19 protein-coding genes and 7 pseudogenes are annotated in these 26,212 nt (G+C 57.1%); 11 read left to right on the top strand and 15 right to left on the bottom strand.

Annotated features, from left to right (window positions below):
* The first annotated feature begins 174 nt into the window (after positions 1–174).
* From QMO82_RS04555 to QMO82_RS04545, 3 genes and pseudogenes are all read left to right on the top strand, one after another.
* Positions 175–798 (top strand): annotated as a pseudogene (locus tag QMO82_RS04555) (acyl-homoserine-lactone synthase).
* 353 nt (positions 799–1,151) lie between these two features.
* Positions 1,152–1,553 (top strand): annotated as a pseudogene (locus QMO82_RS04550) (alcohol dehydrogenase catalytic domain-containing protein); the annotation flags it as partial.
* 18 nt (positions 1,554–1,571) lie between these two features.
* Positions 1,572–2,243: a medium chain dehydrogenase/reductase family protein gene (locus QMO82_RS04545; protein WP_237350518.1), complete on the top strand. Its 672-nt coding sequence runs from the start codon at positions 1,572–1,574 to the stop codon at positions 2,241–2,243.
* A gap of 6 nt (positions 2,244–2,249) precedes the next feature.
* Here QMO82_RS04545 and prs read toward each other — a convergent pair whose 3' ends face one another.
* From prs to QMO82_RS04510, 7 genes are all read right to left on the bottom strand, one after another.
* Positions 2,250–3,191, bottom strand: coding sequence for a ribose-phosphate diphosphokinase (prs, locus tag QMO82_RS04540; protein ID WP_011053499.1), 942 nt, complete (start codon positions 3,189–3,191; stop codon positions 2,250–2,252).
* Between the two features lie 2 nt (positions 3,192–3,193).
* Positions 3,194–4,309: a nucleotidyltransferase family protein gene (locus QMO82_RS04535; protein WP_004672715.1), complete on the bottom strand. Its 1,116-nt coding sequence runs from the start codon at positions 4,307–4,309 to the stop codon at positions 3,194–3,196.
* A 29-nt stretch (positions 4,310–4,338) separates the two neighbouring features.
* Positions 4,339–4,668: a hypothetical protein gene (locus tag QMO82_RS04530; protein ID WP_004672714.1), complete on the bottom strand. Its 330-nt coding sequence runs from the start codon at positions 4,666–4,668 to the stop codon at positions 4,339–4,341.
* Between the two features lie 5 nt (positions 4,669–4,673).
* The gene (locus tag QMO82_RS04525) at positions 4,674–5,168 is read right to left on the bottom strand and encodes a hypothetical protein (protein WP_004672713.1); all 495 of its coding nucleotides are present in this window, start codon (positions 5,166–5,168) and stop codon (positions 4,674–4,676) included.
* 80 nt (positions 5,169–5,248) lie between these two features.
* On the bottom strand, positions 5,249–6,517 hold the full coding sequence (locus QMO82_RS04520) for a radical SAM protein (protein WP_029875532.1): 1,269 nt from the start codon (positions 6,515–6,517) through the stop codon (positions 5,249–5,251).
* 31 nt (positions 6,518–6,548) lie between these two features.
* A complete protein-coding gene (locus QMO82_RS04515) occupies positions 6,549–7,103 on the bottom strand; it encodes an adenine phosphoribosyltransferase (RefSeq protein ID WP_004672710.1) in 555 nt (184 codons plus the stop codon).
* Positions 7,104–7,389: 286 nt separating this feature from the next.
* Positions 7,390–7,845, bottom strand: coding sequence for a phasin (locus tag QMO82_RS04510; RefSeq protein WP_010029250.1), 456 nt, complete (start codon positions 7,843–7,845; stop codon positions 7,390–7,392).
* A 900-nt stretch (positions 7,846–8,745) separates the two neighbouring features.
* Here QMO82_RS04510 and QMO82_RS04505 point away from each other — a divergent pair.
* From QMO82_RS04505 to QMO82_RS04480, 6 genes and pseudogenes are all read left to right on the top strand, one after another.
* On the top strand, positions 8,746–9,519 hold the full coding sequence (locus QMO82_RS04505) for an aquaporin (protein WP_004677031.1): 774 nt from the start codon (positions 8,746–8,748) through the stop codon (positions 9,517–9,519).
* Positions 9,520–10,392: 873 nt separating this feature from the next.
* Positions 10,393–11,505 carry a nodulation factor fucose acetyltransferase NolL gene (gene nolL, locus QMO82_RS04500; RefSeq protein ID WP_309506638.1) on the top strand — a complete coding sequence of 371 codons (1,113 nt, stop codon included), beginning with the start codon at positions 10,393–10,395 and terminating at the stop codon, positions 11,503–11,505.
* Between the two features lie 1,251 nt (positions 11,506–12,756).
* Positions 12,757–12,902: pseudogene (nifH, locus tag QMO82_RS04495) on the top strand (nitrogenase reductase); the annotation flags it as partial.
* A 281-nt stretch (positions 12,903–13,183) separates the two neighbouring features.
* Entirely contained in the window at positions 13,184–13,669 is a 486-nt protein-coding gene (locus tag QMO82_RS04490; RefSeq protein ID WP_004677039.1) for a NifX-associated nitrogen fixation protein, read from the top strand.
* A gap of 800 nt (positions 13,670–14,469) precedes the next feature.
* Positions 14,470–14,667, top strand: coding sequence for a hypothetical protein (locus tag QMO82_RS04485; protein WP_011053487.1), 198 nt, complete (start codon positions 14,470–14,472; stop codon positions 14,665–14,667).
* On the top strand, positions 14,657–16,720 hold the full coding sequence (locus QMO82_RS04480) for a recombinase family protein (protein ID WP_011053488.1): 2,064 nt from the start codon (positions 14,657–14,659) through the stop codon (positions 16,718–16,720). Before QMO82_RS04485 ends, QMO82_RS04480 begins: the two co-directional genes overlap by 11 nt.
* A 23-nt stretch (positions 16,721–16,743) precedes the next feature.
* On the opposite strand, the pseudogene QMO82_RS04475 reads toward QMO82_RS04480, so the two are convergent.
* The 5 genes and pseudogenes from QMO82_RS04475 to QMO82_RS04455 all read right to left on the bottom strand — a co-directional run.
* Positions 16,744–17,142, bottom strand: a pseudogene (locus QMO82_RS04475) (DDE-type integrase/transposase/recombinase); the annotation flags it as partial.
* A gap of 108 nt (positions 17,143–17,250) precedes the next feature.
* On the bottom strand, positions 17,251–19,398 hold the full coding sequence (locus QMO82_RS04470; protein ID WP_004676279.1) for a peptidase domain-containing ABC transporter: 2,148 nt from the start codon (positions 19,396–19,398) through the stop codon (positions 17,251–17,253).
* 27 nt (positions 19,399–19,425) lie between these two features.
* Complete coding sequence (locus tag QMO82_RS04465; RefSeq protein ID WP_008533948.1) at positions 19,426–20,511, bottom strand: HlyD family secretion protein; 1,086 nt, start codon at positions 20,509–20,511, stop codon at positions 19,426–19,428.
* A gap of 114 nt (positions 20,512–20,625) precedes the next feature.
* A complete protein-coding gene (locus tag QMO82_RS04460) occupies positions 20,626–20,751 on the bottom strand; it encodes a hypothetical protein (RefSeq protein WP_004676277.1) in 126 nt (41 codons plus the stop codon).
* 462 nt (positions 20,752–21,213) lie between these two features.
* A pseudogene (locus QMO82_RS04455) lies at positions 21,214–21,476 on the bottom strand (Tn3 family transposase); the annotation flags it as partial.
* Positions 21,477–22,301: 825 nt separating this feature from the next.
* Here QMO82_RS04455 and QMO82_RS04450 point away from each other — a divergent pair.
* Positions 22,302–22,750 (top strand): annotated as a pseudogene (locus tag QMO82_RS04450) (IS3-like element ISRel21 family transposase); the annotation flags it as partial.
* Between the two features lie 26 nt (positions 22,751–22,776).
* On the opposite strand, the gene QMO82_RS04445 reads toward QMO82_RS04450, so the two are convergent.
* The 3 genes from QMO82_RS04445 to QMO82_RS04435 are packed head-to-tail and all read right to left on the bottom strand — an operon-like array spanning position 22,777 to position 25,211.
* Positions 22,777–24,411 (bottom strand): IS66 family transposase, encoded by a 1,635-nt coding sequence (locus QMO82_RS04445; RefSeq protein ID WP_029875830.1) that lies wholly within the window; start codon positions 24,409–24,411, stop codon positions 22,777–22,779.
* Between the two features lie 45 nt (positions 24,412–24,456).
* On the bottom strand, positions 24,457–24,804 hold the full coding sequence (gene tnpB / locus QMO82_RS04440; protein WP_008536947.1) for an IS66 family insertion sequence element accessory protein TnpB: 348 nt from the start codon (positions 24,802–24,804) through the stop codon (positions 24,457–24,459).
* On the bottom strand, positions 24,801–25,211 hold the full coding sequence (locus QMO82_RS04435; RefSeq protein WP_029875829.1) for a transposase: 411 nt from the start codon (positions 25,209–25,211) through the stop codon (positions 24,801–24,803). The genes tnpB and QMO82_RS04435 overlap by 4 nt, the downstream gene beginning before the upstream one ends.
* Positions 25,212–25,290: 79 nt before the next feature.
* On the opposite strand from QMO82_RS04435, the pseudogene QMO82_RS04430 reads away from it, so the two are divergent.
* A pseudogene (locus tag QMO82_RS04430) lies at positions 25,291–25,950 on the top strand (IS3-like element ISRel21 family transposase); the annotation flags it as partial.
* Between the last annotated feature and the right edge of the window lie 262 nt (positions 25,951–26,212).

Here is a 26,212-nt window from a genome sequence, read left to right as displayed (position 1 = left end):
AGACCTCGGCAAAGTCGGTGATCCCCTTGCCGCGACTCACTCGCACAAAACCGTAAGCATTCGACAACGGACGCCCGATTCCAATTCGTGCAGAGTTCCCGGCGCCTAACGGCGGCGGAGAAATTCATGCAGGTATTCGCGATCTCGACACCAAAAATTTACTACGAAGCGTAGCTGCTTCAGGACGATCATAGGCTACGTGCGAGGATCTTTTCCACTCGCACTTGGGATGTAGAAGTAGTCGACGAGTGCGAGGCAGATGGGGTTGACGCTCTCGCCCCGACTGCCATCCTGGATGTCACCGCGGCTGGACCACTTGCAGGATGTGCACGCGATTTGTCTGCGATGGGACCGACCATGCTGGTAGACGTATTTCCGTCTCTGCTCCCGAAGGGTCGCCTGAACGCCAATCCCCTGATGGTCTAGAGTTCTCGCTTTTGCGTCGACACCTCGAAGAGTGGAGGGGAGGGGAGGGGAGATGGTTCCGTTCACGAGGCAACGCTGACCTTGTTCGCCGGCATCGTAGAATGGTGCCTGGGAGGTGGTCTCAGCGAAGTCGTTGCGGTAACGGATATCAGGTTCGAGCGAACTCTTGCTAGCGTCGAATGGCCTCTCCCGCGCTTGGGGCAGCCAGAGAAGATCGTTGCCACCACCGCCATCGCAGGCACGCGTCCAGCAAACGCTGAGACCTTTCTGATGTTGCGGCCGCCCAACTACCGATCTAGTTGCCGTCATCCTTCTCGGTGCGACTCGGATTGTTGGTCTGTTCGGTTCGAACCGGTGCGCCACGAAGGATGAAGCTTTGGACGATGTGGCGATAGGCTCTTAGGAGGGTTCGCGCGGGCAGATGAGGGAAGGCGACATGGCATCTTCGCAGAGATGAGGATGCATCGAAGAACGGGCTGGTAAACCGCGGCTCGTGTTTGAGGCTGGTGGCATTGACGCGGCCCAAGCGCTCCACTCTACCTTCAATAGTTTCGTCGCTCCTTGCGCAAGGGAACACTTCTGCCGCTTGAAACGTCCTTTGCCGTTTGCGCCGACGATATCTCCGAGAAGCTTGTCAAGACCCAGGACATAAGCAAGCCCGCCAGCAAGGCACGTGATTTCATCAGCTTTCTGACTGCCGCCTGTGGTTGTTGGCTAGATTCTGGATGCAAGTAAGTGTACATATTAGGATAGTCGGTGTGTCGGGGAGCGAGAGGTCTCGTATGGAGGTTCGTGGACTCGTAATTACTTGCCCCCGCAAGGTTGAAGAATGGACATTGTCGGTTCCACTCGCCGTATCGTCCGAAGTCGGTGTGCGGATAGAGTTGTGTGGACTCTGCACACCGGAGCAACGCGTTTATCGGGGCGCCAAGCCGACTTACCCCTATTGGGGCGGGCACGAGTTGTCAGGCACGATCGTGTCTCTGCCGGACGATGTACCGGATGGCCTGCGCGTAGGAGACCGCGTTGCGGTGCTTTTAATGCGCAGATGCGGCCAATGTCGTGCCTGCCGCCTCGGACTGGACAACCACTGTGCATATTTAAATCCTAAAGCGAGAGGAGGGGTGCCGCAGGGGCCGGGGGGATTGGCCAATTTTGTGGGCGTACCCGCCTATCAGGTTTTTTCCGTACCTTCCTTTTTGGCTCCCGAGCGTGCCGCGTTAGTTGAACCTGTCGCCTGCGTGGCACGCGGCATAAATAGGGCGCGTGCAAAGGCTGGAGACACTGTGGCCGTCATCGGCGGAGGCACGATGGGCCTTCTCCATTCGATACTTCTGACAACCAAAGGATGCGACGTTTACCTTTTCGATGACGACGTGGCAACGCATGGGCCTGTGATGTCGACCGGCGCCCATGCAACGGGGTCAGTTCATTCTCTGTCTGATCCGAAACTCGTCGAGAAATTAACGGATGGCTGGGGCTTCGACTGCATCTTTTGCACGCGCTTCGGTGTCAGAGGCATTCAGGGGGCCATAGCTGCGGCGTCACGCGGTGCCAGGATTGTACTCTACCAATCGATTCCGACGTCCGATTTGTTATCGGTAGGCGCTAACTTTCTGCATTACCGGGAAATTGAACTGATCGGCACCATAGCCCAAAGCGCGGACGACGTGAGAAATGCCATCCGAACCATCGTTGAACACGCCGCACGCTTCGACGTGCTGCAGGTCAATCTTTGGCCCTCGTCAAACGCCCAAGAGGCATTCGAGCAGGCGCTCGATCCACGTGTTAATCGCGTGATGCTAGATTTCAGGTAATGCTTCTCAGCGTGCCTGCAGCGCGCCTGCAATTTCGTTGCCGATCGAGACTACTTCGACACTGTCGGGGAAATTGTCGGTACGTCCGACGCTGTCGGTCACAACGATGCGGTCGATCTGAGACCGTCCCCAGTTTTCGTTCAGCGACGGCGTGAATATGGCATGGGCTGCGGCAAGGGTTATCTTGCGAGCGCCTGCCGCTTTGAGATGTGCGGCGGCTGAAAAAGCCGTCTGACCACTGTTGATTTCGTCGTCAATCAGGATGATCGTCCGGCCAGCAACGTCCCCCAGAATCTCGACGCTCTCCCGAAAGTCATCATCGTCTCTGCGGTGCTTGCGCATGACAGCGAATGGGCAGCCGAGCAGGGCCGCCAAGTGCTCAGCTCGCTTCGCTCCGCCGAAATCCGGTGAAACGACCATGTCGCCATCGACGGCCGCAGAACCGAGATGGCGAACTAGGGCGGGAGCGAACTGAAGATTGACGACAGGACAGGCAAATGCGGCGCACAGCTGAGGAACATGGAGTTCGAAAGTTATCAGCCGATCTATACCGAGAGTTTCGATAATCCCCGCAAGGATTCGCACCGGTACAGGTCCGCCGTCGAAGGCAGGGCGATCCGAACGCGAATATGGGAGGTAGGGAAGAACAGCGGTAATCGTGCGGGGACCCCGCGCCCGCACGGCACCAAGCGCTAGGAACAACTCGAAAAGACGATCATGAACGCTGTCAGGAAATGTTTGCACGACCACCACATTTCCGCCAAGCCCGCCGTCGCGCGGAGTGACAGCCATCTGGCCATTGCTGAACACCTGCGTGTTTAGGATCGTTATTCCTGACCGCGTGAGGGCCCGATGGACTGTTGACGCAAACTTTGCAGAGGTTTCGGTTGCTGCGATACGAAGGTCGTTCGCCGCAGGATCTGTACGATATGGTGACTCGGGCGCCATATTTACGCCAGCTCAAGATCGTTAACAGTGGGAATAGACAGCAGTTTGGGCAACACGTCGCCCCAATCATGTTGAAGTGGTACCTCGGTTTGATCAGGTCGAATGAGCTCTAGGAACTCGGACGGTATGTCTATCCCACAGATGCGCTTCATCTGCGTCAGGACGAAATATAACGCCGGCCTCATCTCGTATTTGTAACCTATCGCAGCGACCTCCGCCCAGCTAATATTCGCCATTTCTTTGTGTAGAACCGCATGAAGATCGCCGAACATCAATAGTCGAAGCGAATTATAAAGGAAGGCCTCGTGATAAAGCCTGGCCGAAAGGAACCAGACGGCGCCAGTCGCGGATTGGACCTGCAATATGCGGCCTAGACCGTTTGCAAGACGCACGCCTGACCATATGTCTTCGACATCGATGCCGACGGAGAGATTTACATGCATATCAATGAAGATGGGCATGTGCAGCTTCTTCGCGGAATCGATGTATCCCTTTACGTGGCGGTAGCGCAGCTGGCGTGGCACCGCGGGACCAGGGAACGGAGATTCAACGGATTCTATCCTTACAAACACCGGCAAGGAATAACTTTCGCGGAAGGTTTCGTCATCGAGTTCCTTTCGTTCCGGATGCCAGTTGCCATTTGAAGGGTCGAAAATACCGTGCCGGTAGCCGAGATCGAACATGAGCCGCTGCACGCGCTGCGCGTCAGCGGGCTTGACCATGATGTCGAGATCGGTCATCGGCCGTAGGAGTGGATCGGGATAGTGGAGAAGCGCGAGATCTGGTCCCTTCACCAGGAACCAGGCGATGCCGGCCCGATCCAGCGCATCCATGATTTCTGGCAGATTGCGAAATTCGAGTGCGGACCTGACCTTTGACATGACAGTCCAGCACTGAACGTAATGCGCCGCCTCAGTAGGCAATAGTGTCAACAAATCGAGGCGGCGCAAGTGATTCTCAAGCAGCGGCACCGTCCGATTATGCTCGGCGCGCCATACCACATAGGGCCAGTTGACAGGCTCCTTGCAGAGACGGACCAAACGCTCTTCATCCTCGGGTCGTAGGTAGGCCCGGCAGGTGATCAGCAAAATAGAGTCTTCTGGTGACAACCGAAGCATCGCGGAGACTCCTGATACGGCTGCGTGATTTATTTCGAACTTTCCGGGCTGCCGAATTCGGCTAGTGTCTGCCTCAGGTCGGCGAACTGTTGTTCGAAGGAAGCGAAACTCTGGTCGACGTTTTGTCCAAGCAACTGTTCAAGGCTGAGCGTTTCTTCAGCGCGTTCCTCTTGTCCAGACATAAGCTTGTAAACCGAACTTACCGGCAGCAATCGCGACAAGAGTTCACCACCGCGGCCCGTCTGGGCGCTGTCCCGAATTTGCCGGATGCAACTTTCGGCAAGCAATCCGTCAATCACGATTACCAGCTTGCCATCCTCTTCGTCAACGGCGTAGCCAAACAGTCGGGAACTAGCCATTGCCGCTACCTCTGAACCTTCTTGAGGTCTTCCACTTCACTGCGTATCTGCAGCAATTGTGCCTGAGCCGAGAGAAGTTTGGCGAATGCGGCGGTAACCGCCTTTGCCGATTGTGTGTCGGAACCAGTCATCCTAACCGGTCCTCGCCCAATGCGGCGTCCTACAAGACCTGAATCGGCGGCGCGCGGCCAATTGGCTTTGCCAAATTTCTTCGAGGCGGTTATATCAACGTAGTAGTCTTGTAGTTCGCCGTTAGCAGCGAGTGAGCCGGATTTCGACCGTTGCGATCTGCGTGACACCTTTAGCGATTGCTCTAATTTTACAAGGCCAGCCGTCAATTGCTGAGCTTGGTCATCCAAACCCGCCTGCAGCCGGGCGAGTCCTTCCGCGAGACGAGAAATCACCTGGGCTTGCTGGGCGGCTGCTTTGTTGCCGGATCGTATCGCGTTGTTCGCAAGTGTGTGCGCCACACCCGCCGCACCTCGGAAAGCTCTGCTCATCCTCAATCCTCCACGTTATTTTTGTTGACCTGGTTAAATTACGTCGTCGACACAGCAATTATTACGTCGCGCCTCCTGCGTTAGTGAGTGTGTTGCGCAGCAGCCGCGATTTCCTCCGAGAAGTTATAGACAGGAGCTTCGGCGGCGGGCCGACGCTCTTTCGCTATAACTCCGCGGCGGTAGGTGGAATCTTTCGTCGGGTCCACCAGGGCGTACTCCGGAAAACCTCCGTTATTGTAAAGTTCCTGGCACAGCGGATAGGGCGCGTCCTTTTCACCATAGTGCGACCAGCTACTCATCTTGCAGACGCCGCGACAGACTGGATAAAACACGCAGTTGCCGCAGACGCCCTTAACCTCGCCACTCACCACCTCGCGTAGCTCATGGAAGAACGGGCTGTTGCGCCAGATTTCCATCAAGGGCATTTCGAAGGCATTGCCGGCGATCATTTCCGGATCATCGTAGGAGGCACTGCACATCGAAACTTGTCCGTTCGACAGTATGCCCAGTACGTTGTCGCCCCAACCGCAAGTATGCACGCCGTTCAGATACTTGAGAGGCATCAGAGCCGGCGGCAGAGTCATGTATGCAGCGCCACTCTCAAAATGGGGAGATTTCAAAAGATCGCCTATCAGTAGCTTGCATTCCTCCAAGCTTATCGCATTGTCCTCATGGCTGCGCGCGTTGCCCATCGGATGTATGTTGAGCAGCGTCCGATGCTTCTTGATGCCCCAGCCGAGCACCAAATCTATAATCGAAATCACCTTGTCATAGTTGTTGCGATAGGCAGTCGTCGTTACCACCGTAGAGATGTCAGTTTTTCCAAGCCGCTGCAGGACAATCGCAGTCTTGGCGAACGCACCCGATTTTGCTCTGAAAGCGTCGTGCGCCTCTGGGTCGAAATGGTCGAGGCTGATGAAGACCGTCAAATTGGGGAGCCTACTTAGCTGCTCGATCGTGAACTCGTCAAAGAGGGTTCCATTCGTCTCGAAAATCAGCTCCTTCAGCCCACAGGATGCGAGATATTCCATGACTGCCATGAATTCCTTGTGAACCATCGGTTCACCCCCGGAAACCTTAACCTTGCGCAGCCCATTGGGTAGTGCTTGCTCGATCAGTCCTTGGATCGCCTCCAGGTTGAAATCAATGCCCTTGGCCTTGGGCCCGACGCCTGCGATATAACAGTGGTGGCATCCCAAATTGCACTTGCGGGTTAGAAACAGATAGATCGTTTTAATTTCGTTTTCCGAGACGACTCGTTTCGAAAGTTCACTTGTGACGAGGGCCTGTAGCGTCTGACTGGCTACATGCACGTCCTGCGGTGTCGAAAGCCAATCAGGGGTATTCATGCGCTTGCCTCCTTACGTCTATGTTGCTGCGCTAGCACGTCATCGCACTGATCACTGGTGCGTCGTCCAATTGACGCCTGCCTTTCAAAACTTCGATTTCGAGTATGAATGCGTATCCGGCGATCTCTCCGCCTTGGGACTTGACAAAATTCCCAGTCGCCCGAGCAGTGCCACCCGTCGCTAGAAGGTCATCAGCAATCAGGCATCGCAGGCCGTCACCGATGAGGCCGGCAGTTACCTCCAGGGTTCCGGAGCAGTATTCACAGCTGTATTCAAATGAGAGGACGTCCCCCGGCAGTTTACCGGGTTTCCTTACCATGATGAAACCGCAACCGAGCCTATCAGCCAATGAGGCGCCCAAGATGAAACCACGCGCATCAACCGCCAAAATGGCATCGATTTCTGTTCCCGACACTTGGCTTGCGACGGTAGAAACGACTTCGCCCAATGCACCTCTACCAGCCAGCATAGGCGCTATATCCTTGAACAAGATCCCGCCTATCGGAAAGTTAGGAAATTCTCGTAATGCTTCTACACCGGATTGGTTAATCCGTGACGCCCCGCTATTTGGAACAGCTACAATCATTTTACTATCCCCCACATGTAACCATCTAAGAGCCTCGTAAGGTGCGATGGCCTCGCGCACTTTGTGGCCAGCCACCAGATGAGGCCCTGGCAAGCTTATCTGCGGCGGCCGCCGCCGCGCCTACCACGTTCCTCCGGGCCGGCACGGGTCCGCTCTCTGACCAGATCACGCCGGAATTCGCCAGCGCCGCGAACAGATGAAACATCAGTCGGCCGCATAATGTTGTCTCCTCGAAAGCGGCTCCGATCATGATTCGTCCAGCCCTGATCTTAGTGCCGAGTCAACTTTACGTCGCTTTGGGGTTCGTCAGGACCTTGTCAAAAGCATCCTTGACCGGCTTTGAGATTTCCTCCACCGCCCTGCTTGAGAGCTCCCGGACTTCCTTGGCGTGCTGCAAACTTGTCTCAACGCGCTTGCGGAAAAAGGTCGACTGCTGTTCGAGGATCTGCGACGGCGAATTCGCGCCCAGCAAAGCTTGCAAATGTGAGAAGCCGGCCTCGGCGTCGGCTTGCAGTGCAGCGATCGTCTTCCACCACAATTCGTTGCCGAATAGACTTGTCGTTTCGAGGATCGGAGGCAGCATTTTCTGTGTCGCTTCAGCGCCGGACGCAAATTTCAAAAGAGCCTCTGTCACCTGCTTGTTCCCCTTTTCAACGGATGCGCCGAACTGATCTGGCACCTTGAGCGACGATGACCCCGGGTTTTCGATCGTTTCAAAGGATCTTTCGGAAATCTTGGTCATTGCATTTTCCTTCTCTTTGAGTTGGTTGCAAGCTGTGACATCGGGATTGACCCCTTCCGCCGGCGGACTATGCATGGCCGCTTTGGTAGAACGCGGATCCGATGACGAACGGTCAGGTGGCCTCCGTTCCGTTCGTTTCATGAACCGGCATCATGCAGACTGCTTTCTGCCGCTTGTAACCAGGGATCAGCAAACACCATGCCAACTGCTCCGACGCGCCAAGAAGATGATTTTCGTTTATCGATGGGCGGGTTGAGGGCAGGTTGATGTGTATTTGGCGGAGAGACCGGCGAACAAAACGTTCCAGTCACGACAAATCTGACAAAAGTGGCGAATGCCCGACATTTGCGAAAAATGTCGACGGTTGCGCTGGGGACAAGGGAATTCACGCGGACTTCAAATCGCGCCAAGGATCATGTGCCTGTTCGTGGCTAAGGGGCGTTACTCGACTTCTCGTGAACGTCCCTGGCGGTCTTATCAACCCTTGTCCTGGTTCCTGCTTTGCACCACCTTCCGCTTGGAGCCATGAAGAGGGTCGTTGTTTCGATAATTTGAGGATGGGCTGCTTGGCGATTTGTTCGTAGCCCAGCTCGGGTCCATACGTCTCGGTACGGTTCGCCTGCCTATCCTGTTCACGGCACTTTCGAACCTAAGACCGAACGTCATCAGAGCGATCGCTGTGATGCGCAACATATTTCATTTGGTACGACGTTTGCTGGTGATCGGTGACGCTGGTTGACCATAGGCTCTGATGCCGATCTCGTCGGACAAGGACGCAATTGAAGTCAACTACGGAGGTTTTCGGGACCTGACACGATGATTGGTTCGGTGCATGCGGAACGCTTGGCGGCACGAGGATGACACCGAAAAGTACGTGGGGTCAAATCAATGGAGTGAAAAATGAAAAAGTATGTTTGCGAATTCTTCGGGACCTTCACACTTGTCTTCCTCGGCTGCGGCACATTGCTTTATATGCGTCAAGAGGTGGGCCTGTTGGGTGTCGCTTTAGCCTTCGGGACGACCGTGGTTGCAATGGCCTACACGATTGGCCCAGTCTCGGGCGCGCATCTCAATCCGGCGGTCAGCCTGGGTTTCCTCGTGTCGCGCCGATTGAGAGTGTGGGACTTTCTCGCGTATGTCTCCGCCCAATGTGCAGGAGCTATCGCGGCGGCAGGCACGCTCTACCTTATCGCTATGAACAAGGTCGGCGGTTACGATATCACCCTAGAAGGTTTCGCCCAAACCGGCTGGGTAGTCTACGGATGGAGAGCTGCGTTCCTATTCGAGTTTATCGCCACGTTCCTGTTCGTAACTGTATTCCTCAAATGCACGGCTGGACGCGGCGCTGTTGCACGATTGGCGATTGGACTTGCCTTAGTTGCGATCCACCTTGGCGGTATCACCGTTTCGGGTTCTTCTGTGAATCCAGCACGATCGATCGGCCCAGCACTTTTCGCAGGAGGGGCGGCACTCTCTCAACTCTGGCTTTATATATGTGCGCCAATGCTCGGCGCTATTGCGGCCGGCCTTCTTCAGCTCAGGGGGATCGTCGCGTCAAGCGAGCCGCAAAGTCTGCGCCAATTTGAATCGCGCGAAATGACCAGCGACATATCCAGCCCGGTTTCATTCTTTCGCCACCGAAGGAGAGGTATCCCAAAAAGGGAAAGCCACTGATCGAGGAGGGGGTCTCGACCTTGACAGGGGAGCGCATCCCCAGACACTGGCCGTTGCATCCCGCATATCTTGACGCTTACTGCGATCTTCCTACGGATTGGGACCACGGTCGTCTCTGACGTATCGACAAACGTCGCATACGGATCGACAATGGCAGCCCAACGTCCAGCTATCATTGGCGGCGATCCAAAACGGCGGCGATCGCGGCCAAAGCCTCGTGTATCGCGATACTCACCGACCTTCCGCTCAAGGTTGTCAAGGGTCCGCGATACTCATCCATACCGCAGATGCGTGTCATTAGGAGCATGAATTTTACAATGGTGAGGCTGCCATATAGGACACGTTGGGCGGCGGATCTAATGGAGCAAATCTCCAGCGTCTGGGGGGTTGCGCTGGGGTGCCGATCCACACCCAAGCGCCGGTAGGTGATAGACGATACCCACAGCGGCTAGGAGCCATTGAATCGGCAATATGTTCTTTTGATACGGTGTCGCGCAAGTTTGGCATGGAGAATCATATGCAATCGCAACAATAGCCGAGTGCAGAGTCAAGCAGCGCTACTTGCATACGCGCAAATGTCCGTTAGAAGATTTCGACGACGTGGCAGCCCAAGCAGTTGCGCGGCAGCGAGTTTAGGCGGGGCGTACGTTGCGGCGAAAAACAGCCAATGGACACGCCGAAAACGGCTACTGGGCCTAAGTCGCCACGGTCGCCCTGTGAACTTGGAACCCAGGCAAATTGTATGACCGTTGGCCGTCGTTCAGCATGCCGAAGTCGGAGCGCTGATCGGAAGCTGGATTAGCCTGCATGATGAACGAGAGGTTGGAAAATGCCGCTTTCAAAGGCTCCCGTAGGCATCGTGAGATGTTGAGAATGCGAGCAAGAATTGTAGGTGGAAAGACAGTGCCTGAGGCGCCAGAGGCCGACGATCGCGATCTAGCTTTAGACTTCGCCAAAGGAATACTCATTGTCTTGGTGATTTTCGGTCACCTGATACAATATATCTTTTACGAGGGTGATGGCTTCTGGGATTCGGCATGCTTCAAATCGATCTACATGTTTCACATGCCTCTCTTTATGGCGATAAGCGGATATCTCTCTAGATCAGGGCTACTAGGCAAATCGTTCAGGCAAGCCATCGGTGATCGCGCGCTGCAGCTCCTGGTGCCGACGCTGTTCTGGTGCACCCTTTTGGAGGCAGTCAAATTGCTCATGTTTCCCCGGCCGCCGGACGCACCTGGCAACCTGTTGCAATTCATGCACGATTTCGTCGGCACATACTGGTTCATCTGGGCTGCGTTTGCTTCTTTTCTTTTGGTCAAACTTATTTCGATCTTCAACTCCGGGTCGGCACGCTCTTTGCTTGTCTCATCCATACTGGTCGCAGTTGCCCCCGTGACGTTTTCTATATTCCCTCTCATAAAGTACACCTATCCCTTTTTCTGCATGGGATTTTCATTTGCGCAGTCGAGAGATTGGTGGACGAGCATAATGCGGTATCATAAGCCACTCCTGATGATGTCCGCCTCTATCGCGGCTAGCTTGTGCTTCATGGCGTGGCGCGAGGACACCTATGTCTACAACAATCTCGCCTTAATCCAGGATCTGCAGTCGGCAAAAGATATCCTTCTGATGTTTTTTGGCTCGACAGTGGCCTCTGCAGTGATGATCGAGATTCTGCTTCAATCCTGGAAAATTGGACGCTCGAACCGGGTGGTTCGCTTTATCGCCGTGGAAGTGGGGCAGAGCACGCTCGTGTTGTACCTGGTGCAGGCTACGGTATTCCGTCTCATGGATTTGATACAATACGGAGAACAATGGGCTCCCACAATGAGGTCTGGCGCGGCGGGAATTCTCGGGACGATGATCATTGCCGTAGCACTAGCAGTTCGCTGGAGCGTGCGCGACATTCCCTATCTGTCCCAGCTCATGCTTGGAACGCCACCCCGCCTCGTTCGTTTGCCGAGCAATCCTGCGAATAACTAGCGGTGTTCAATTCTCAACCTAAACTTCGTCAGCAAGCAAGCATGCCAAGGCACGCGTTAAGGGGCCCATTTTTAAAGGATCCTTTTGCACGAAGATCGGCTGAGGTCCGACTGATGTGCCAATCACGTATCGAGAATCCGCAAACCCCTCGCGCCCAATGCTCCGCGACGACGCGGGCGCTTGACCCCCAGGGTATCGACTCCACCCTCTTTGAGGTTGCCAAAGATTCGGTTTGCTTCGCACTTGTTTGGGGTCCGCTTGCCGCCAGGTCCCGTTGTCCCTGCTAAAATCGCGAGCGTTCGCTAAGGTACCAGAAACGCTTTTCCGGCCTGTGCTAAGCAATGACCGGAAACAGCGAGTATCGCCTCAGCGGTCACACCGAGGCAGCACTGCTCCATGACGGCCGCTGCCACAGTCATCCTCTTGCCGGCGCCGACGGTACCGGCCAGCTAGGTCGTGCCGGCAGCATGATCCCCCGGGTGCCGTGTTCTGGTGCGGATAGAGAGTGAACGCGGCCGACGCACGCCGGCAACTTAAGATACACGCCGCCGAGGCGCCCAGGGGCTGGTTGTTGAAACGGTCCTAAAACCTTGCGGCCGGTCGATCCGGTGGGCATCGGACCAGGACCCGGCCCTGAAGGGCCATCTGATCTTCGTGAGCTTCCCCTTTGCCGGCTACGTCTAACAGCCGTTCACTGTGGAAATTCAGAGCGTTGTTGAGCTGTCGCCGGCGTCGCGGGGGCCTATGCCGCTTTCCATTTGCCCGCGGCATTCCCCCAAATGACGGCGCTAACTGTCGAGGAAGGGAGCTCCAGCCAGTGATGCATGCGGGTCTCGGAGTCCATCACTGGGAGGCGCTGTGATCGCCAAGCAAAGAAGATCGACCGGCTGCACCTCGGCAAGCGGCCGGACATTGCGCCCAATCCGCGAATTGAGAGCGGAGCGGCTTCGGCGGGTGTCATTTGTTGCTGACGTGGCCGGAGAATAGGCTTCCGCCGCTGCACCGGGATGCCATTTCTTCGATCCCCACCGCGTCTTGTCCGGTTCACGACAACGTTGTCCTCGATCAATTCTTCATGGGCTAGCTAAGAAGCTGGAAACAATACAGATGCCGTGTTCCGAACCTCAGCGGAGGAGACTGGCATGAGTCTTGAACTCCCAGAACTACGCGGCGGGCAATCGCCTGGTGGAACGTGTGGCGTCCGGTCGAAGTCGATTTGAACCTTGAAGGGAAAATACATGGCAGGTCTGCATCAGTTCGCACGGAAAAGGGGGGATCGGCAAGTACACGGCCTCTCAAGATACTCTCACTGTCCTTGTCGACCTCGAAAAGCTGATTCCACCCCCCGCCTGATCCTCAATTCGAAAGCCCGAGACACGGTTTTACACCTGGCGGCGAATAGGTTGGTTGAGGGTGGAGTTCGCGGCGAAACCTACCGCCACTGGACTATCGCGACGGGAATCTCGCTTGTGAAGCGCTTTTCGTCAAGCCCGCCAGCGTTGCCCGCCGCTTGCCGTTGTTGTTGCGGCCGCCCCGTTTCGAGGGGCCATGTCATTCGTCCGGGCCAAGTTGCGTCGCCACAGGTCCCATCTGCCGCACCATTTTAAGGGATGGTGTTACCGGAAGCGGGTGTGGCCCTTAGTCAAACCGCATCCAACACTCAGGAGGATTTTAACTGATGTCAAACGTCACCCCTGTCCCCAACAATGCTCGATTAGATGAGAAAGATGCTCTCGCCACGCCTTTCATTAAGTGCCTCTTGCGTCTGATGCGTGCTCAAGACACCTTTGAATTGTGGCAAGAGAAATCGGACACCGATTTGCTCTGTGATTTCATCGTGACGAGGCAGCAGCGTAGGGCGATTCCTCTCATCGGGGGACCTGACCTAGAGGTGCAGTGGCGGCTTGAGATCTTCTATGCCGCCGTAGCACTTGCTATAGAGGAGCAGTCCGGACTGATGGCGTCACCGGTGTTGACTGTGAACCATGAGGGATTCGGTCGGATATTACTCACGGCGGGGCGGCTCGTAGTACTCTCGAAGACGCTCCGCGACGTACATCGATTTGGCTTCGACAACCTCCAAAAGCTCGCCGAGGCGGGAACTGGCCTGGTCGATAATGGCTTAACAACAATTAAGACCTATTCAGATGTAGCGCGCGTTTAAGTGCGGTTGAAACGGCTCATATAGGGCGGAATTCTTCGCTAATCTGCCCAGCAATCAAGCAATCCGGGGGTGTGCCCTAGCGTTCTTGGCGCGGGGGGGGGGGGCGACATGGAGGAACCTGCATGACAGTGCGTTCACTACTCACTACGGCTCCTCTTTGGCTCCGGCGTATCTCACAAGCACTGATCAAGCGACGTGTATTGGCTGCGCCCCTTGTTTTCTGGTCTGCCAGTGTTCGGCAGGAAGGTAGGTGGTTGGCCTTCAAATGACCTGTCACTGAATTTTCATCCGGCGGCGATTAGAGCCTCGGCGGTCTTGAAACGCTCCCAAACGTTGGACCACCGGATGCTAGAGTTTTCCGGCTTCATTCAGGGAGGCGGGCTGGTTGCGCCTCCCGAATTCACCAACGAGATCGGCACCTTGTTGCCGATCGCACCATGAGGTCTTTCCTCATTGTACAACACGACGACAGAACACCCACGGGACCGAGGTTCGCGAGCTTCTGTATCCGTGGCATCCCTGGTCCGGACGGCTTGTTCACGTGCATGAGGCGGTGTCTAAAGGGACGCATATTTTCCGCTGCAGCCTTTCTGGTTCTTCTTCTGGTCGACTTCTTGAGGTCCCGTCGTGGATGTTCGACCGATCAGTGAGTGGTTGTTGGCGCAGCCTGGCGGTCCCGCACGTCGATCTCGCAAGCCTGCATTCTTTGGCAAGATTGCTGAAGGACGCTGATGCCTCATCGCAATCTTCGGTAATGGGCGCAGCATTGGTCTCTCACGAAACGAGTCGGAGAGATGTTCATGCCTCGCCAGCCCATGACATGCCAGTTCGATCTGTTCTCGGCCCCGCAGCGGGGGAAGACGGCAGGGACGCCGCAATGGTCGGAGTTGCCGGAGGAGACCCGCCAAGCGTTGACGGTGCTCATCGTGCGGCTGTTCGTCGATCACGCAAAGTGCGGACATGCCTGCCAACAGAAGGAGGCCGGTCATGATGCATGAGAAGATCGCGCCGCATCATCTGGAGCGGAAGGCCATCCTCTATGTTCGGCAGTCCTCGGCTCACCAGGTTCTGCACAATCGAGAGAGCAGCGCCCTCCAGTACGCCATGCGCGACCGTCTGGCAGCGCTTGGATGGTCACATATAGAGACGGTGGATGACGACCTTGGTCGTTCGGCCGCCGGCGGCGTGACCCGCGCTGGATTTGATCGGATGGTGGCGGAAGTCTGCCTTGGCAAGGTAGGCGCCGTGGCCGCGCGTGAGGTATCGCGCTTCGCCCGGAACAGCCGCGATTGGCAGCAACTCATCGAGATGTGCCGCGTTGTTGATACCGTCCTGGTCGACCAGGAAGCAGTTTATGCGCCCCGCCAGGGCAACGACCGCCTGCTCTTGGGTTTGAAGGGCAGCCTCAACGAGTATGAACTCGATCTCTTGCGTCAGCGTTCCCTTTCCGCCCGCTATGAGAAGGCTCGCCGCGGTGAACTCGTCGTCACTGTTCCGGCCGGCTTCGTAAAGGCCGGTGACAGGATCGAGAAGGATCCCAATCGGCGCATCCAGGAAGCCATCGCACTCGTCTTCGACAAGGTCACCGAACTCGGGAGTGCCCGGCAGGCCTTGCTATGGTTCCTTGAGCAGGGATTGGACCTGCCCGTCAGGTGCGCCAACGGTGACGTCATCTGGCGCAGGCCAAATTATGCCACCATCCACCGGATGATTGCGAACCCGATCTACGGCGGCGCTTATGCTTATGGTAAGAGTCGTTCCGTACCAGGATACGATGGCCGATCTGGAATTCGCCGCAAGGCGCGTGATGAATGGCTGGCGCTGATCCCGGATGCGCACGAAGGTTACATCAGTTGGGAACGGGCGGAGGAGATCCGCAAGATGGTCAGCGACAATGTACCGGCCAGTCGCCATCATGGAGCGCCGAAGCATGGCGGCGCTCTGCTTGCCGGCCTGTTCCGCTGCAAAAGGTGCGGCCGGAAGCTGACGGTTCGTTACACAGGAGCCAACCATAACATCCCGCGCTATTCCTGTTGGCGAGGGTTGCTCGACAACGGCGAACCACGTTGCATCGCCTTCGGCGGTCTGCGGGTCGATGACGCGATCGAAGAGGCACTTCTCGGCGTGGTCGAGCCAGGAGCCATTGCCGCCGCCGTCGAGGCGGAACGCAATATGGCCAACCAACGCGATCAGGTTCAGGATGCCCTGATGCGCGACCTCGAGGCAGCACGCTATGTAGCCGACCGGGCATTCCGGCAATATGACGCGGCTGATCCGGAGAATAGGCTGGTGACGTCGGAGCTGGAAGCACGCTGGAACAAGGCGCTGACTGGCGTCGGTGAGATCGAGGCCAAGATTGCCAAACATCGGACAGTTACGCCGCATCCGTTCCCCATGTCCGCATCACAGGTAACCGCACTTGCGGGAAACCTTCGCGCCGTCTGGACGGCGCCGACAACCGATGCAAGGCTGAAGAAGCGCATCGTGCGCACGCTCATCAATGAAGTGGTCGCCGATCTCGATGATGGAACCTCTGAGATCGTCCTCGTCATTCATTGGGTTGGAGGCGTCCACACCGAACTGCGCCTGCCGAAGCGACACCGTGGCCAAAGAAATGCGACCCCTGACGACATTGTCGACGCTGTGAAACAGCTCGTCTTGATCGCCAATGATGATGTGATTGCCGGTGTCCTCAATCGCAACGGACTGACGACCGGCAATGGCAATCGCTGGACACGGGAGCGGGTCACCGCGCTGAGGTCATATCGCAAGATTCCGGTCTTCCGTCCGCAGATCGACGGGGTTGAGCCATGGCTTAATCTGGGCGGTGCGGCGAAGTTACTCGGGATATCGCCAAAGACGCTGCGTCTGGCGGCCGAGGCTGGCGATATTAAGGGGGCTCATCCGCTACCCGATGGCCCATGGATCTTCAGCCGTTCCAAACTCGCGACCCCGCAAGCACGTCAGATTCTCGATCGTGTACGGAAGAACCCTCGCCACCCCGCGGGATCGCCTCCAGATCAGGAAAATCTATTCCTTTCGATGACATAGGAAGATGGGAGTTATGAAACAGGATTGTAGTATCTACGCCAATCCTCCATCTTTTCGCGGGCATCCGCAAGGGTCAGGAACCAATGCTGGTTCAGGCATTCTGCACGGAAGCGGCCATTGAACGCTTCGATGAAAGCATTATCAGTCGGCTTGCCGGGGCGTGAGAAGTCCAACGTCACACCCTTGGAATAGGCCCGCAGGTCCAAGTCGCGCGACACGAACTCGGTCCCTTGGTCGACACGGATCGTTTTCGGATAGCCGGCTTTTTGGCACACCCGTTCAAGGGTTTGCACAACGTCTTCGCCTCTATAGCTATGACGTGGATCAAGCACCGGCACGTAGCGCGAGAAGGTGTCGACCACCGTCAGCACGCGCAGTTTCTTACCCGTTGCGAGTTGGTCGTGAACGAAGTCCATCGCCCACGTTCCGATCACCGCCGCTTCAAGTTCACAGCCGACAATGTTGCCATGCTGCTTAACCGTGACGTTCACAACCGTTTTCAATCCTCGAGCCGACAGGGCCTACACGGATCACGACCTTGGCGCCCGCCATAATCGAGCGTAAGGGCCATCAGTTCTCACTAGGTCAGCGTGCTTTCCCTCCTCAATGACCCGCCCCTTGTCCAGGACCACAATATTGTCCGCCCCACGAACGGTGCTCAACCGATGAGTGATGACTATGATGGTCTTCCCAGCGCGAGACAGATCCTCAACAACCCGCAGCACAAATTCTTCGGCTGCCGAGTCCAGAGAGGAGGTCGCTTCGTCAAGGATTAGAACGTCGGGATCCCGGTACAGGGCCCGAGCCAATGCGAGGCGCTGCTTCTCACCTCCGGAGAGGCGAACCCCGTTCTCGCCCAGATGGGCCTGGAACCGCCCGGGCCAGCGCTCGATGCACTCCCGCAGTCCTATTCGATCACAGATGCGTACGATCTTATCGAACTCCGGTTCGAACTCGCCCAGGGCGATGTTCTCGATCACGGAACCGGAGAAGACGTCTATCGATTGCGGTACTGCAGCCATGACCTTGTGCAGTGATGCGCTCGAGAAATCCTGGAGGGCATATTGGCCGATCCGAATGCATCCATCCTCAAGCTGGTAGACATTCTGCAGCAGAGCCGCAAGGGTGCTTTTGCCCGAGCCGCTCTCACCCACGACGGCCGTCAACTCTCCTTGGCGAAAGGAGACGCTTAGATCGCTGAAAACCTCCGCCTGCGCGCCATAGCGGAATGTGACGTTCTCCAGGCGAATATCTCCGAGATCGGTCTTCGTAGCATCGATGCCGCTGCTGCTTGCCGACTCCAGTTCAAAGATCTCGAAAAGTCTATCCGCCGCGATAAACGCGTCTTGAACGATCCGGTTGGTCTGGATCAGGCGGGCGACCGGCCGGGTGATATAGCCAAGCAACGTATAGCAGGACAGCAATTCGCCGGGCGTGACGGCCTGTTCGAGCGCAAGCGTGGTTCCAAACCACATCAGCACGATGGTGAACAGGACCGACAGCAACGTCGAGGCGTTGTCGCCGCAGATTGAGATCAGCCCGGAGCTGTAGACGGAATGCAGCATCTTTACGAAGCGGGTCTCCATTTTGAAGTTTGCGAAGCTCTCGACGCCGGAAGTCTTAATGGTGGAGACAGCTCCGAGTGATTCTACCAGTTGCGCCTCGAGTTTGGCGTCATTTTCCATGATGACTCGTTGGAGATTTCGATTCATCCGATTGATGGCCCAATATACCAGGATGTACATTGGAATGGCGAGCGCCACGATCAAAGCAATATTCCAGGAATAGATGAACATCATTCCGAACGAGAACAGTATCATTAAAATGTCAACAAACATGTTTATCGAAACGTCGTTCAGGAAGCTCCTGATTTTCACAGCGTCGTTCATGCGCGACACGATTTCTCCCATGCGCATGCTATCGAAGAACTTCTGGGGCAGGGCCAGGATGTGATTGTAATAGCCGAGGATCAAGCATACGTCGATCTTCTGCCCCGTCTGCAGGACGAGTCGGCCTCTTAGGAGGTTGATCAGGATCTGTATCGCTAGGATCAGCAGCATTGCGATGCTCATCAAGTTGAGCAGGTTGCGGTTTCCCGCTGGGATCACGTGATCAACGATCTTCTGAACGTAGATCGCCGTCGAGAGACTGAGGACGGTCGTCACAAGAGCGCCGACGAGAGCCTGCGCCATCACCGTGCGGTGTGGCGCGAGTAGGCGGGCGAATCGGGCGAGGGGCGACGTGGTCTCGTCTCGACGATTGAATGTGTCTGCCGGAACCAGCAAAACCAGAACGCCGGTCCATTGCTCCATGAATTCCTGATGCGGCACTTTGCAGATTTCGCCCAAGGCCGGGTCCATGACGATGACCCACTTGGCGTCGATCGCATGGACCACTACGAAATGGTGCAGGTCCTCCTTGACGACGTGCGCGATAGCGGGCTTGGGGATCTTGTACAGGCTGTCGAAGCCACCTTTGACGCCTTTCGCGATGAAGCCCAGCTTCTGCGCCGCTTCCGTGAGCCCCAGCACACTCGTACCGGAGCGGTCGGTCGACGCATACTGGCGGATGCGCGCCAATGGCAACTTGTAGCCATAGAAGGCTGCGACAGATGCGAGGCTGGCGGCGCCGCAATCCGTGATGTCACGCTGTTTGAACTTAATGGCCTTACTCGACATGGAGGCTCGCTGGCTGTTGGGACAATATTAGCGCCCCGCCAGCATCGGGTTGAGCCAATCGTCTGCCTCGTCGTAGAGCAGTTGCAGGAGAGTGCGATTGGCCAACAGAAAGCGAGCCCGCACGGTCATGCCTTTCTTCAGGTGGCCGATGGCCCCGCTTTTCAGCGCGAGTTCGCTGCGAGAGAGCGCGCACTGGACCTTGAAGACCGGGTTCCCGTCATGCAGAGTGAAGTCCTGCGCCACCTCGACCACCCTTGCTTTGATGACACCCCATTGGTTGTAGTTAAAGGCATCCACTTGGAGCCGCACCGGCTGACCAGGCTGCACAAAGCCAATGTCGTTGGGGGAGACGTAGATTTCCGCCACCAGATCGTCGTTCGGCGAGATCCAACCAACGGTTTGCCCGCTCTGCACGTAGCTTCCGTGCGCGAGGCCGGAGAACTGCTCGAGAGCACCCGATACTGGGGCGCGGATGCGGTGCAGGTCCCGTTCGTGCTCGAGCTGATGCAAGGTGGCCGTGAGTTCCTTTAAGCGCAGGTTAGCATCAAGGAGCTTCTGGTTCCAATCAGCGGTTTTGCGTCGCACGAGGATCTCGCCTTGGACCTCGATATTTTGGAGAGCGAAAGCCTTCTCGTCAACGGTCTTCGCGGGCGCCGCAGCAGCCGAGACAAGTCGCTTTGCGCGGTCGAGTTCCGCCGCGGCGTTACTGCGCGCATTTTGGTTCTCGCGCAGCAAGTTGAGAAAATGCACCCTTTCAGCCGTCGCGGATTCGGTTTGGAGGGGGGGCGAGACGCTGAGCCTTGCGCCGGAAGAAATCAGCGTTTGGAAGTCATGGGCAAGATCGCTCTTGGCATGAATGTCGGCTAAAACCCCGCTGAGCTTTTCCTCGATTACATGATCGTCAAAGGCGATTATTTCCTTCCCCTTAGCAACGACATCGTTCTCAAAGGCAAGGACACGGGAGATGCGTCCGGAGACGGGCGCTATCAGGGGCGTCTTCTCCACGATCGGGCGAATAGTACCGACACTCTGCATGGAGACCGGGATGGTAACGAGTGGCAGTGAGCCAAATGCCGCGGCGACGAAGAGCAAGATCGCCCTATAAATGCTCAAGGATCGTCCTGATCGTCGCGCCAGTATGCTTTCTGCGGTGCAGCTGGCCGTTTCAGCAGAAAGGGGAACTGCTAGTCTGTAGTCACTAGGAGCCATCGAGAGCCAGCTCGCTTATCAACCAAACAAGTGTCCGTAACGTCGCAAAAACAAGTAAACCCAAAAATACCAACCTCCGGAGGTTTCAGCTGCTTCTTGAGGGGTTAATTCGGTTACACGATAGGCTGCCATGTTGTTCATCATTGGTGTCTCCGTTCAGAGCTGGATTGAGAAGATGCCAAGGTCCCCGTTGGGAGCTCCTAGCGGCGCGCAACAAAAAGGTTCAAGATTCGTGCCAATGCAGAAGGAGCGAAAAGCATCAGAAAACTGTTCTGTATGTTATTCAATGGCTGCCCTAGAGCGCCGAGACGTGCCAAACCGCACATCACGCTGTCGCAAGCACGACAAACCGAGTAGGGTTCTGAATGAACGTCCTGAACAGGATCGACAGCTCCAAAGTTCGGTGGCGACGGTACAGTTGAGACTCGGCGCTCAGTAAGCGCGCCCCCATCCGCGTAGCCCCCATCGAGTTTGCCGTCGATTTTTGTTGCTGCTGATTCACTCTGAAACCTGGTGAATTGTTGGTGGCCCTCCGCACGATAGTGGGCGCGGATGCGCCGCTTGGTGCCGCGGGCCGTCGCCTTGCGCTGTGGCGGCAAATAATAGGCCGTCGCTCGAAGCCGGAGTGCCCATGGATCGGTAACCCCGCCTGCGCCTCGACCACCCTGGCTAGCGCCCGGTCGTAGGCTTCGCTCTCGACATGCCACTGTCGAACACGGATTAACACCCACAAGGTGTGGGTGTCTGTGGCATCGGCCATCATGCGCAGGCCAAAGCTAGTCTCTTCTGCGAGGATGACGTTCATCGCAGGGCGCTCCTGTACGCAGATGACTGAATGCTTCGCAGAAGCCAGTCGCAGCATCCACGTCTGGACGTCGCCTTCGCAATCGAGCCGCCCGGAATCGTAACAGCCCGAGCTGGCGCGGCCAAGCTCGCGTAACCGGATGTCGAGGTGAGCTTGAGATTTGCCAGCTATCCTCCTGTCGCAACGGCCCCGCGAGACGATCGCTGTCGGCCACAGCCTGGGCCGGAACAAGTGCAGGTCTGAGATCGCCATAGCGTCGGGACCCGCCCAAGCATTGCCCAATAGGTCTCGTGTTTCTTTTCGCATCCGGTGGATCTTTTACTTGACACATCCGGCCATAGCATCTGCCAATAGGGACAAGGCCACGCCCTGGTAAACGTGAAATACGGCAGGATGCTAGGCCTTCAGGCCTACAGCCAGGTCTCGGATCGATACGGGTCGATCCGTCTGTCGTCCTCGTCGATCAGACGCTTGAGCCATTCCAGCGCCGCGATGGCGGACCCGATGTGCTGCATTGTTCCGGAATTCGAGCAGGCTCAGCAGCCTCGGCAACATGCGTGGATAATGAAATGCCGTAGGAGGAACGTGGCACCGCCTGGGCTCGCTGCTTAGGAACCGCCAGTCTTGTATTTGCGGACCAGAGCCGAAAGTATCGCCTGTTCGGCAATTTCGGCACCGCTCCGTCGAGGGCCTTGATCGCGGACCCGGCGATGCGAGCCAAAAGGCGCTCCTCGCTGGCCCCTTTTCAATTTCTTGGCGATCGAGGCGACGACCCTACGTTCCCATTCGCCACCATCTTGTGCACTTTGATCTGAACCCTTCAAACTGGACCAGTTTTGGTTAGAGTTTTCCGGTGCATTTTCCTGGCTGGGAAAGGGACCAGAAGACGATGAAAGCGTCGCAGTTTTCGGACGCTCAGAAGGCGTTCATTCTGAAGCAAGGTGATGAAGGCGTGTCGGTTGCTGAAATCTGCAGGAAGGCGGGGATCAGCCAGGCGACTTATTTCAACTGGAAGAAAAAATACGCGGGCATGCTGCCACCGGAGATGAAGAGGCTGAAACAGCTCGAGGACGAGAATTCGCGCCTGAAGAAGATCGTCGCGGATCTGACGCTGGACCGCGAGATGTTGCAGGATGTCATCCGCCGAAAGCTCTAAGGCCTGCTCGGAAGCGGGAGATGGTGAAAGGCATGTGCTGCGATTGGGCGATCTCGATCCGACGTGCTTGTGGAGCGTTGAACTTCGATCGATCAACTCACCACTATACCTCTCGCCGTGCTGATCAGGCCGGTCTGGAACGTCGTATTCGCGAGATCTGCGAGATCCGTGTGCGGTACGGCTGTAAGCATCCGGTGAAGGACGCAGGTCAGGCCGCTTGAGCATCCAGCGCCGTCGGCGTCCAGTTCCACGGAAGCAATTGTTCCAGTTTGCTCGTCGGCGTGTCAGCGATGTTGGCGAGGACATCAGCAAGCCAGGCTTGCGGATCGATGTCGTTGAGCTTTGCGCTCATGATCAGCGTCGCCATGAAGGCTGCGCGATCAGCACCACGATCCGATCCGGCGAAGAGCCATGACTTCCTTCCGAGAGCAAAGCCTCGCAGCGCCCGCTCGGCTGCATTGTTCGTCAGGCAAATTCTCCCATCTTCCAGGAATGACGTGAAGCCGTCCCAACGCTTCAGCATGTAATCGATAGCCTCGGCGACAGGAGAACTGCGCGACAGCTTTGCCCGCTCGGTCCGCATCCAGTCCTCGAGTTCTTTGACGAGTGAGAGGCTGTCGATGCGACGGCGCTGCAGGCGTTCGTCGGCGGCAAGCCCGTTGATCTCCCGCTCGATGTCGAACAGGGCATCGATCCGTTTGACAGCCTCCAGCGCCAGCGGCGAGATCGGCATGGCACGGCTGCCGCGTTTGGCATTCGTGGCAATGTCAGCGAGCACAAAGAACTTGCGGCGTGAGTGCGCCCAGCACAGTGCCTGCGTCAGCGGATCGGGATCGCGGTCAACCTTGAACAGGGGATTGTAGCCGCCATAAGCATCCGCTTGCAGAATGCCGGTAAAGGTCTTCAGGTGGCGCTCGGGATGCTCCTGCCGCCGGTCCCGCGACGCATAGTAAAGAGCTGCCGGTGGTGACTGCCCGCTGAACGGTCGGTCATCCCGGACATATGTCCAGATGCGCCCCGTATCGGTTTTGCCTTTCGCCAGGATCGGCACGGTGGTGTCGTCGCCATGCAGCCGCTCGGCGGCCAGAACATGCGCCTCGATCAACGAATGAATGGGCTTCAGCGCCGCCGCGCAAGCACCGACCTGGTCGGCCAGTGTCGATAAGCTGAGGTCGATCCCCTCTCGGCCATAGCGCTCGCTCTGGCGGTTCAGCGGTTGATGCTGGGCGAACTTCTCAAACAGGATCATCGCCAGCAGGTTCGGCCCGGCAAAACCGCGCGGCGTCACATGGAAAGGTGCGGGCGGCTGAGTGATCTTCTCGCATTCGCGGCAGGAGAACTTCTCCCGCACAGTCTGGATGACTTTCCACTGGCGCGGGATCACCTCCAGCGTCTCGGTGATGTCCTCGCCGAGCTTCGACAGCCTGGCGGAACCGCAGCAGCGGCAACTCGTCGGGGCGGCGATGACGACGCGCTCGCGCGGCAGGTGTTCGGGAAACGGCTTCCGTGATGGACGCTTTCGCTCGAACGCCCGGACTGTAGAAGCCTTGGCAGCAATCTCCGCCGCCAGTTCGTCTTCACCAGCGTCGGCTTCGAGTTCCTCGAGTTGCAGCTCCATCTGCTCGAGAAGTCGCGCCTTGCGCTCGGACCGGCTGCCGTAAAGTTCACGGCGAACCTTCTCGATCTCCAGCTTCAACCGCGCGATCAGCGCTTCTGAATGTGACACGAGCGCCTTGGCACTGGCGGCTTCCGCCTCGGCTTTCATACGCCAGGCACGCTCTTGCGCCAGCAGTGCAAGCGCACTGGCAAGATCGTCAGGAAGCTGTTCGGCCGCATCGTTCATGGTAGGATGGAATCATATTCGACCCAGCCATTCCAGTGCTTTTGCTCATCCTGCCGACGTCGGTCGCCAGGTTTTTTGCGGCATCCGCCAGTCTATACCTTCCAGCAGATAACCGAGCTGCGCCGGTGTGATCACCACCGATCCATCTGCCGCCGACGGCCAGACGAAGCGTCCGCGTTCAAGCTTCTTCGTAAACAGGCAGGCTCCCTGGCCGTCATGCCAGATGACCTTGATCAGGCCACCACCGCGACCGCGGAACACGAACAGGTGTCCGCACATCGGATCGCGCTTCAGCGTCTCCTGCACCATCAGCGATAGGCCGGGGAAGCCTTTGCGCATGTCCGTATGGCCTGTCGCCAGCCAGACCTTCACACCACTCGGAACCGGGATCATCTCCGTTCCAGCACGACATCGAGAATACGGCCCAGCGCCTCGGTATCGATGTCGCTGTCCACGCGAATACGACGGCCCCGACCCAGCTCAATCGTCACATCGCTACGCTTCCGGCGGGACTGCGATGGGGCAGGCGGCCCCGAGGGAATGGGCGTGGCTGGAGGCGCGGCCTCGGATAGGATCACCGGCACCAACGTGCTCGCCGTTTCCGTCTTCGGCTCCTCGATTTGGCAAAGCTCCTTGCGCCAACGGAAAAGCTGGCTGACATGGATACCGGCCGCACGGGCAATCTCGGAAAGCACCGCATCTGGCTCAAAGCAGGCCGCAACAAGCCGCTCTTTGTCTTCCCGAGACCAGCGCCGTCGGCGCTCGACAGACGTGATCACTTCAATCGGATGCTTCGTCATAGGACTACTCCTAGTGTTTGCACTAGGACTTCCGATGTTCGTCTCAACCTCGCAAGACGGCCCTCACCGGGCGCTTACGTACGGCTATCGCCGCGTGCATGTGCTGTTGGAACGCGAGGGTTGGGGCACCAACATCAAGCGAACCTACCGCATTTACAGGGACTTGGGGCTACAGTTGCGGAACAAGACACCGAAGCGGGGGGTAAAAGCCAAGCTTCGCGAGGATCGGCACATGGCCGTCGGACCCAACGACGTCTGGGCGATGGACTTCGTTCACGACCAACTCGCAACGGGTAAGAAACTGCGCGTGCTGACGGTGGTCGACACCTTCTCGCGCTACGTGCCGGTGCTTGATCCACGTCATAGCTATAGAGGCGAAGACGTTGTGCAAACCCTTGAACGGGTGTGCCAAAAAGCCGGCTATCCGAAAACGATCCGTGTCGACCAAGGGACCGAGTTCGTGTCGCGCGACTTGGACCTGTGGGCCTATTCCAAGGGTGTGACGTTGGACTTCTCACGCCCCGGCAAGCCGACTGATAATGCTTTCATCGAAGCGTTCAATGGCCGCTTCCGTGCAGAATGCCTGAACCAGCATTGGTTCCTGACCCTTGCGGATGCCCGCGAAAAGATGGAGGATTGGCGTAGATACTACAATGAGGAAAGACCTCATGGTGCGATCGGCAACAAGGTGCCGATCTCGTTGGTGAATTCGGGAGGCGCAACCAGCCCGCCTCCCTGAATGAAGCCGGAAAACTCTAGCATCCGGTGGTCCAACGTTTGGGAGCGGTTCAGAAATTCTCAGTGGCAGGTCAGACGCCGGATGAAAATTCAGTGGCAGGTCACACTGTCTCGACCAAGAGATGGAGGACCGCGTCAGCGGTTTCCGCCTCGCCTAAAAAGATAGCGTAAATGCCAAGGTGATAAGGCTGAGGATGCCGCCGAACTTCCCGCGCAGTTTCTTGGCCGAAACGACGATACAGCCGCTCCCCCTAGCAGCGCCT

The organism is Rhizobium sp. BT04, from assembly GCF_030053135.1.
Lineage (GTDB): Bacteria > Pseudomonadota > Alphaproteobacteria > Rhizobiales > Rhizobiaceae > Rhizobium > Rhizobium binxianense.
Note: the sequence above shows the minus strand (reverse complement) of the source record. Positions and strands in the feature narration are given on the sequence as shown.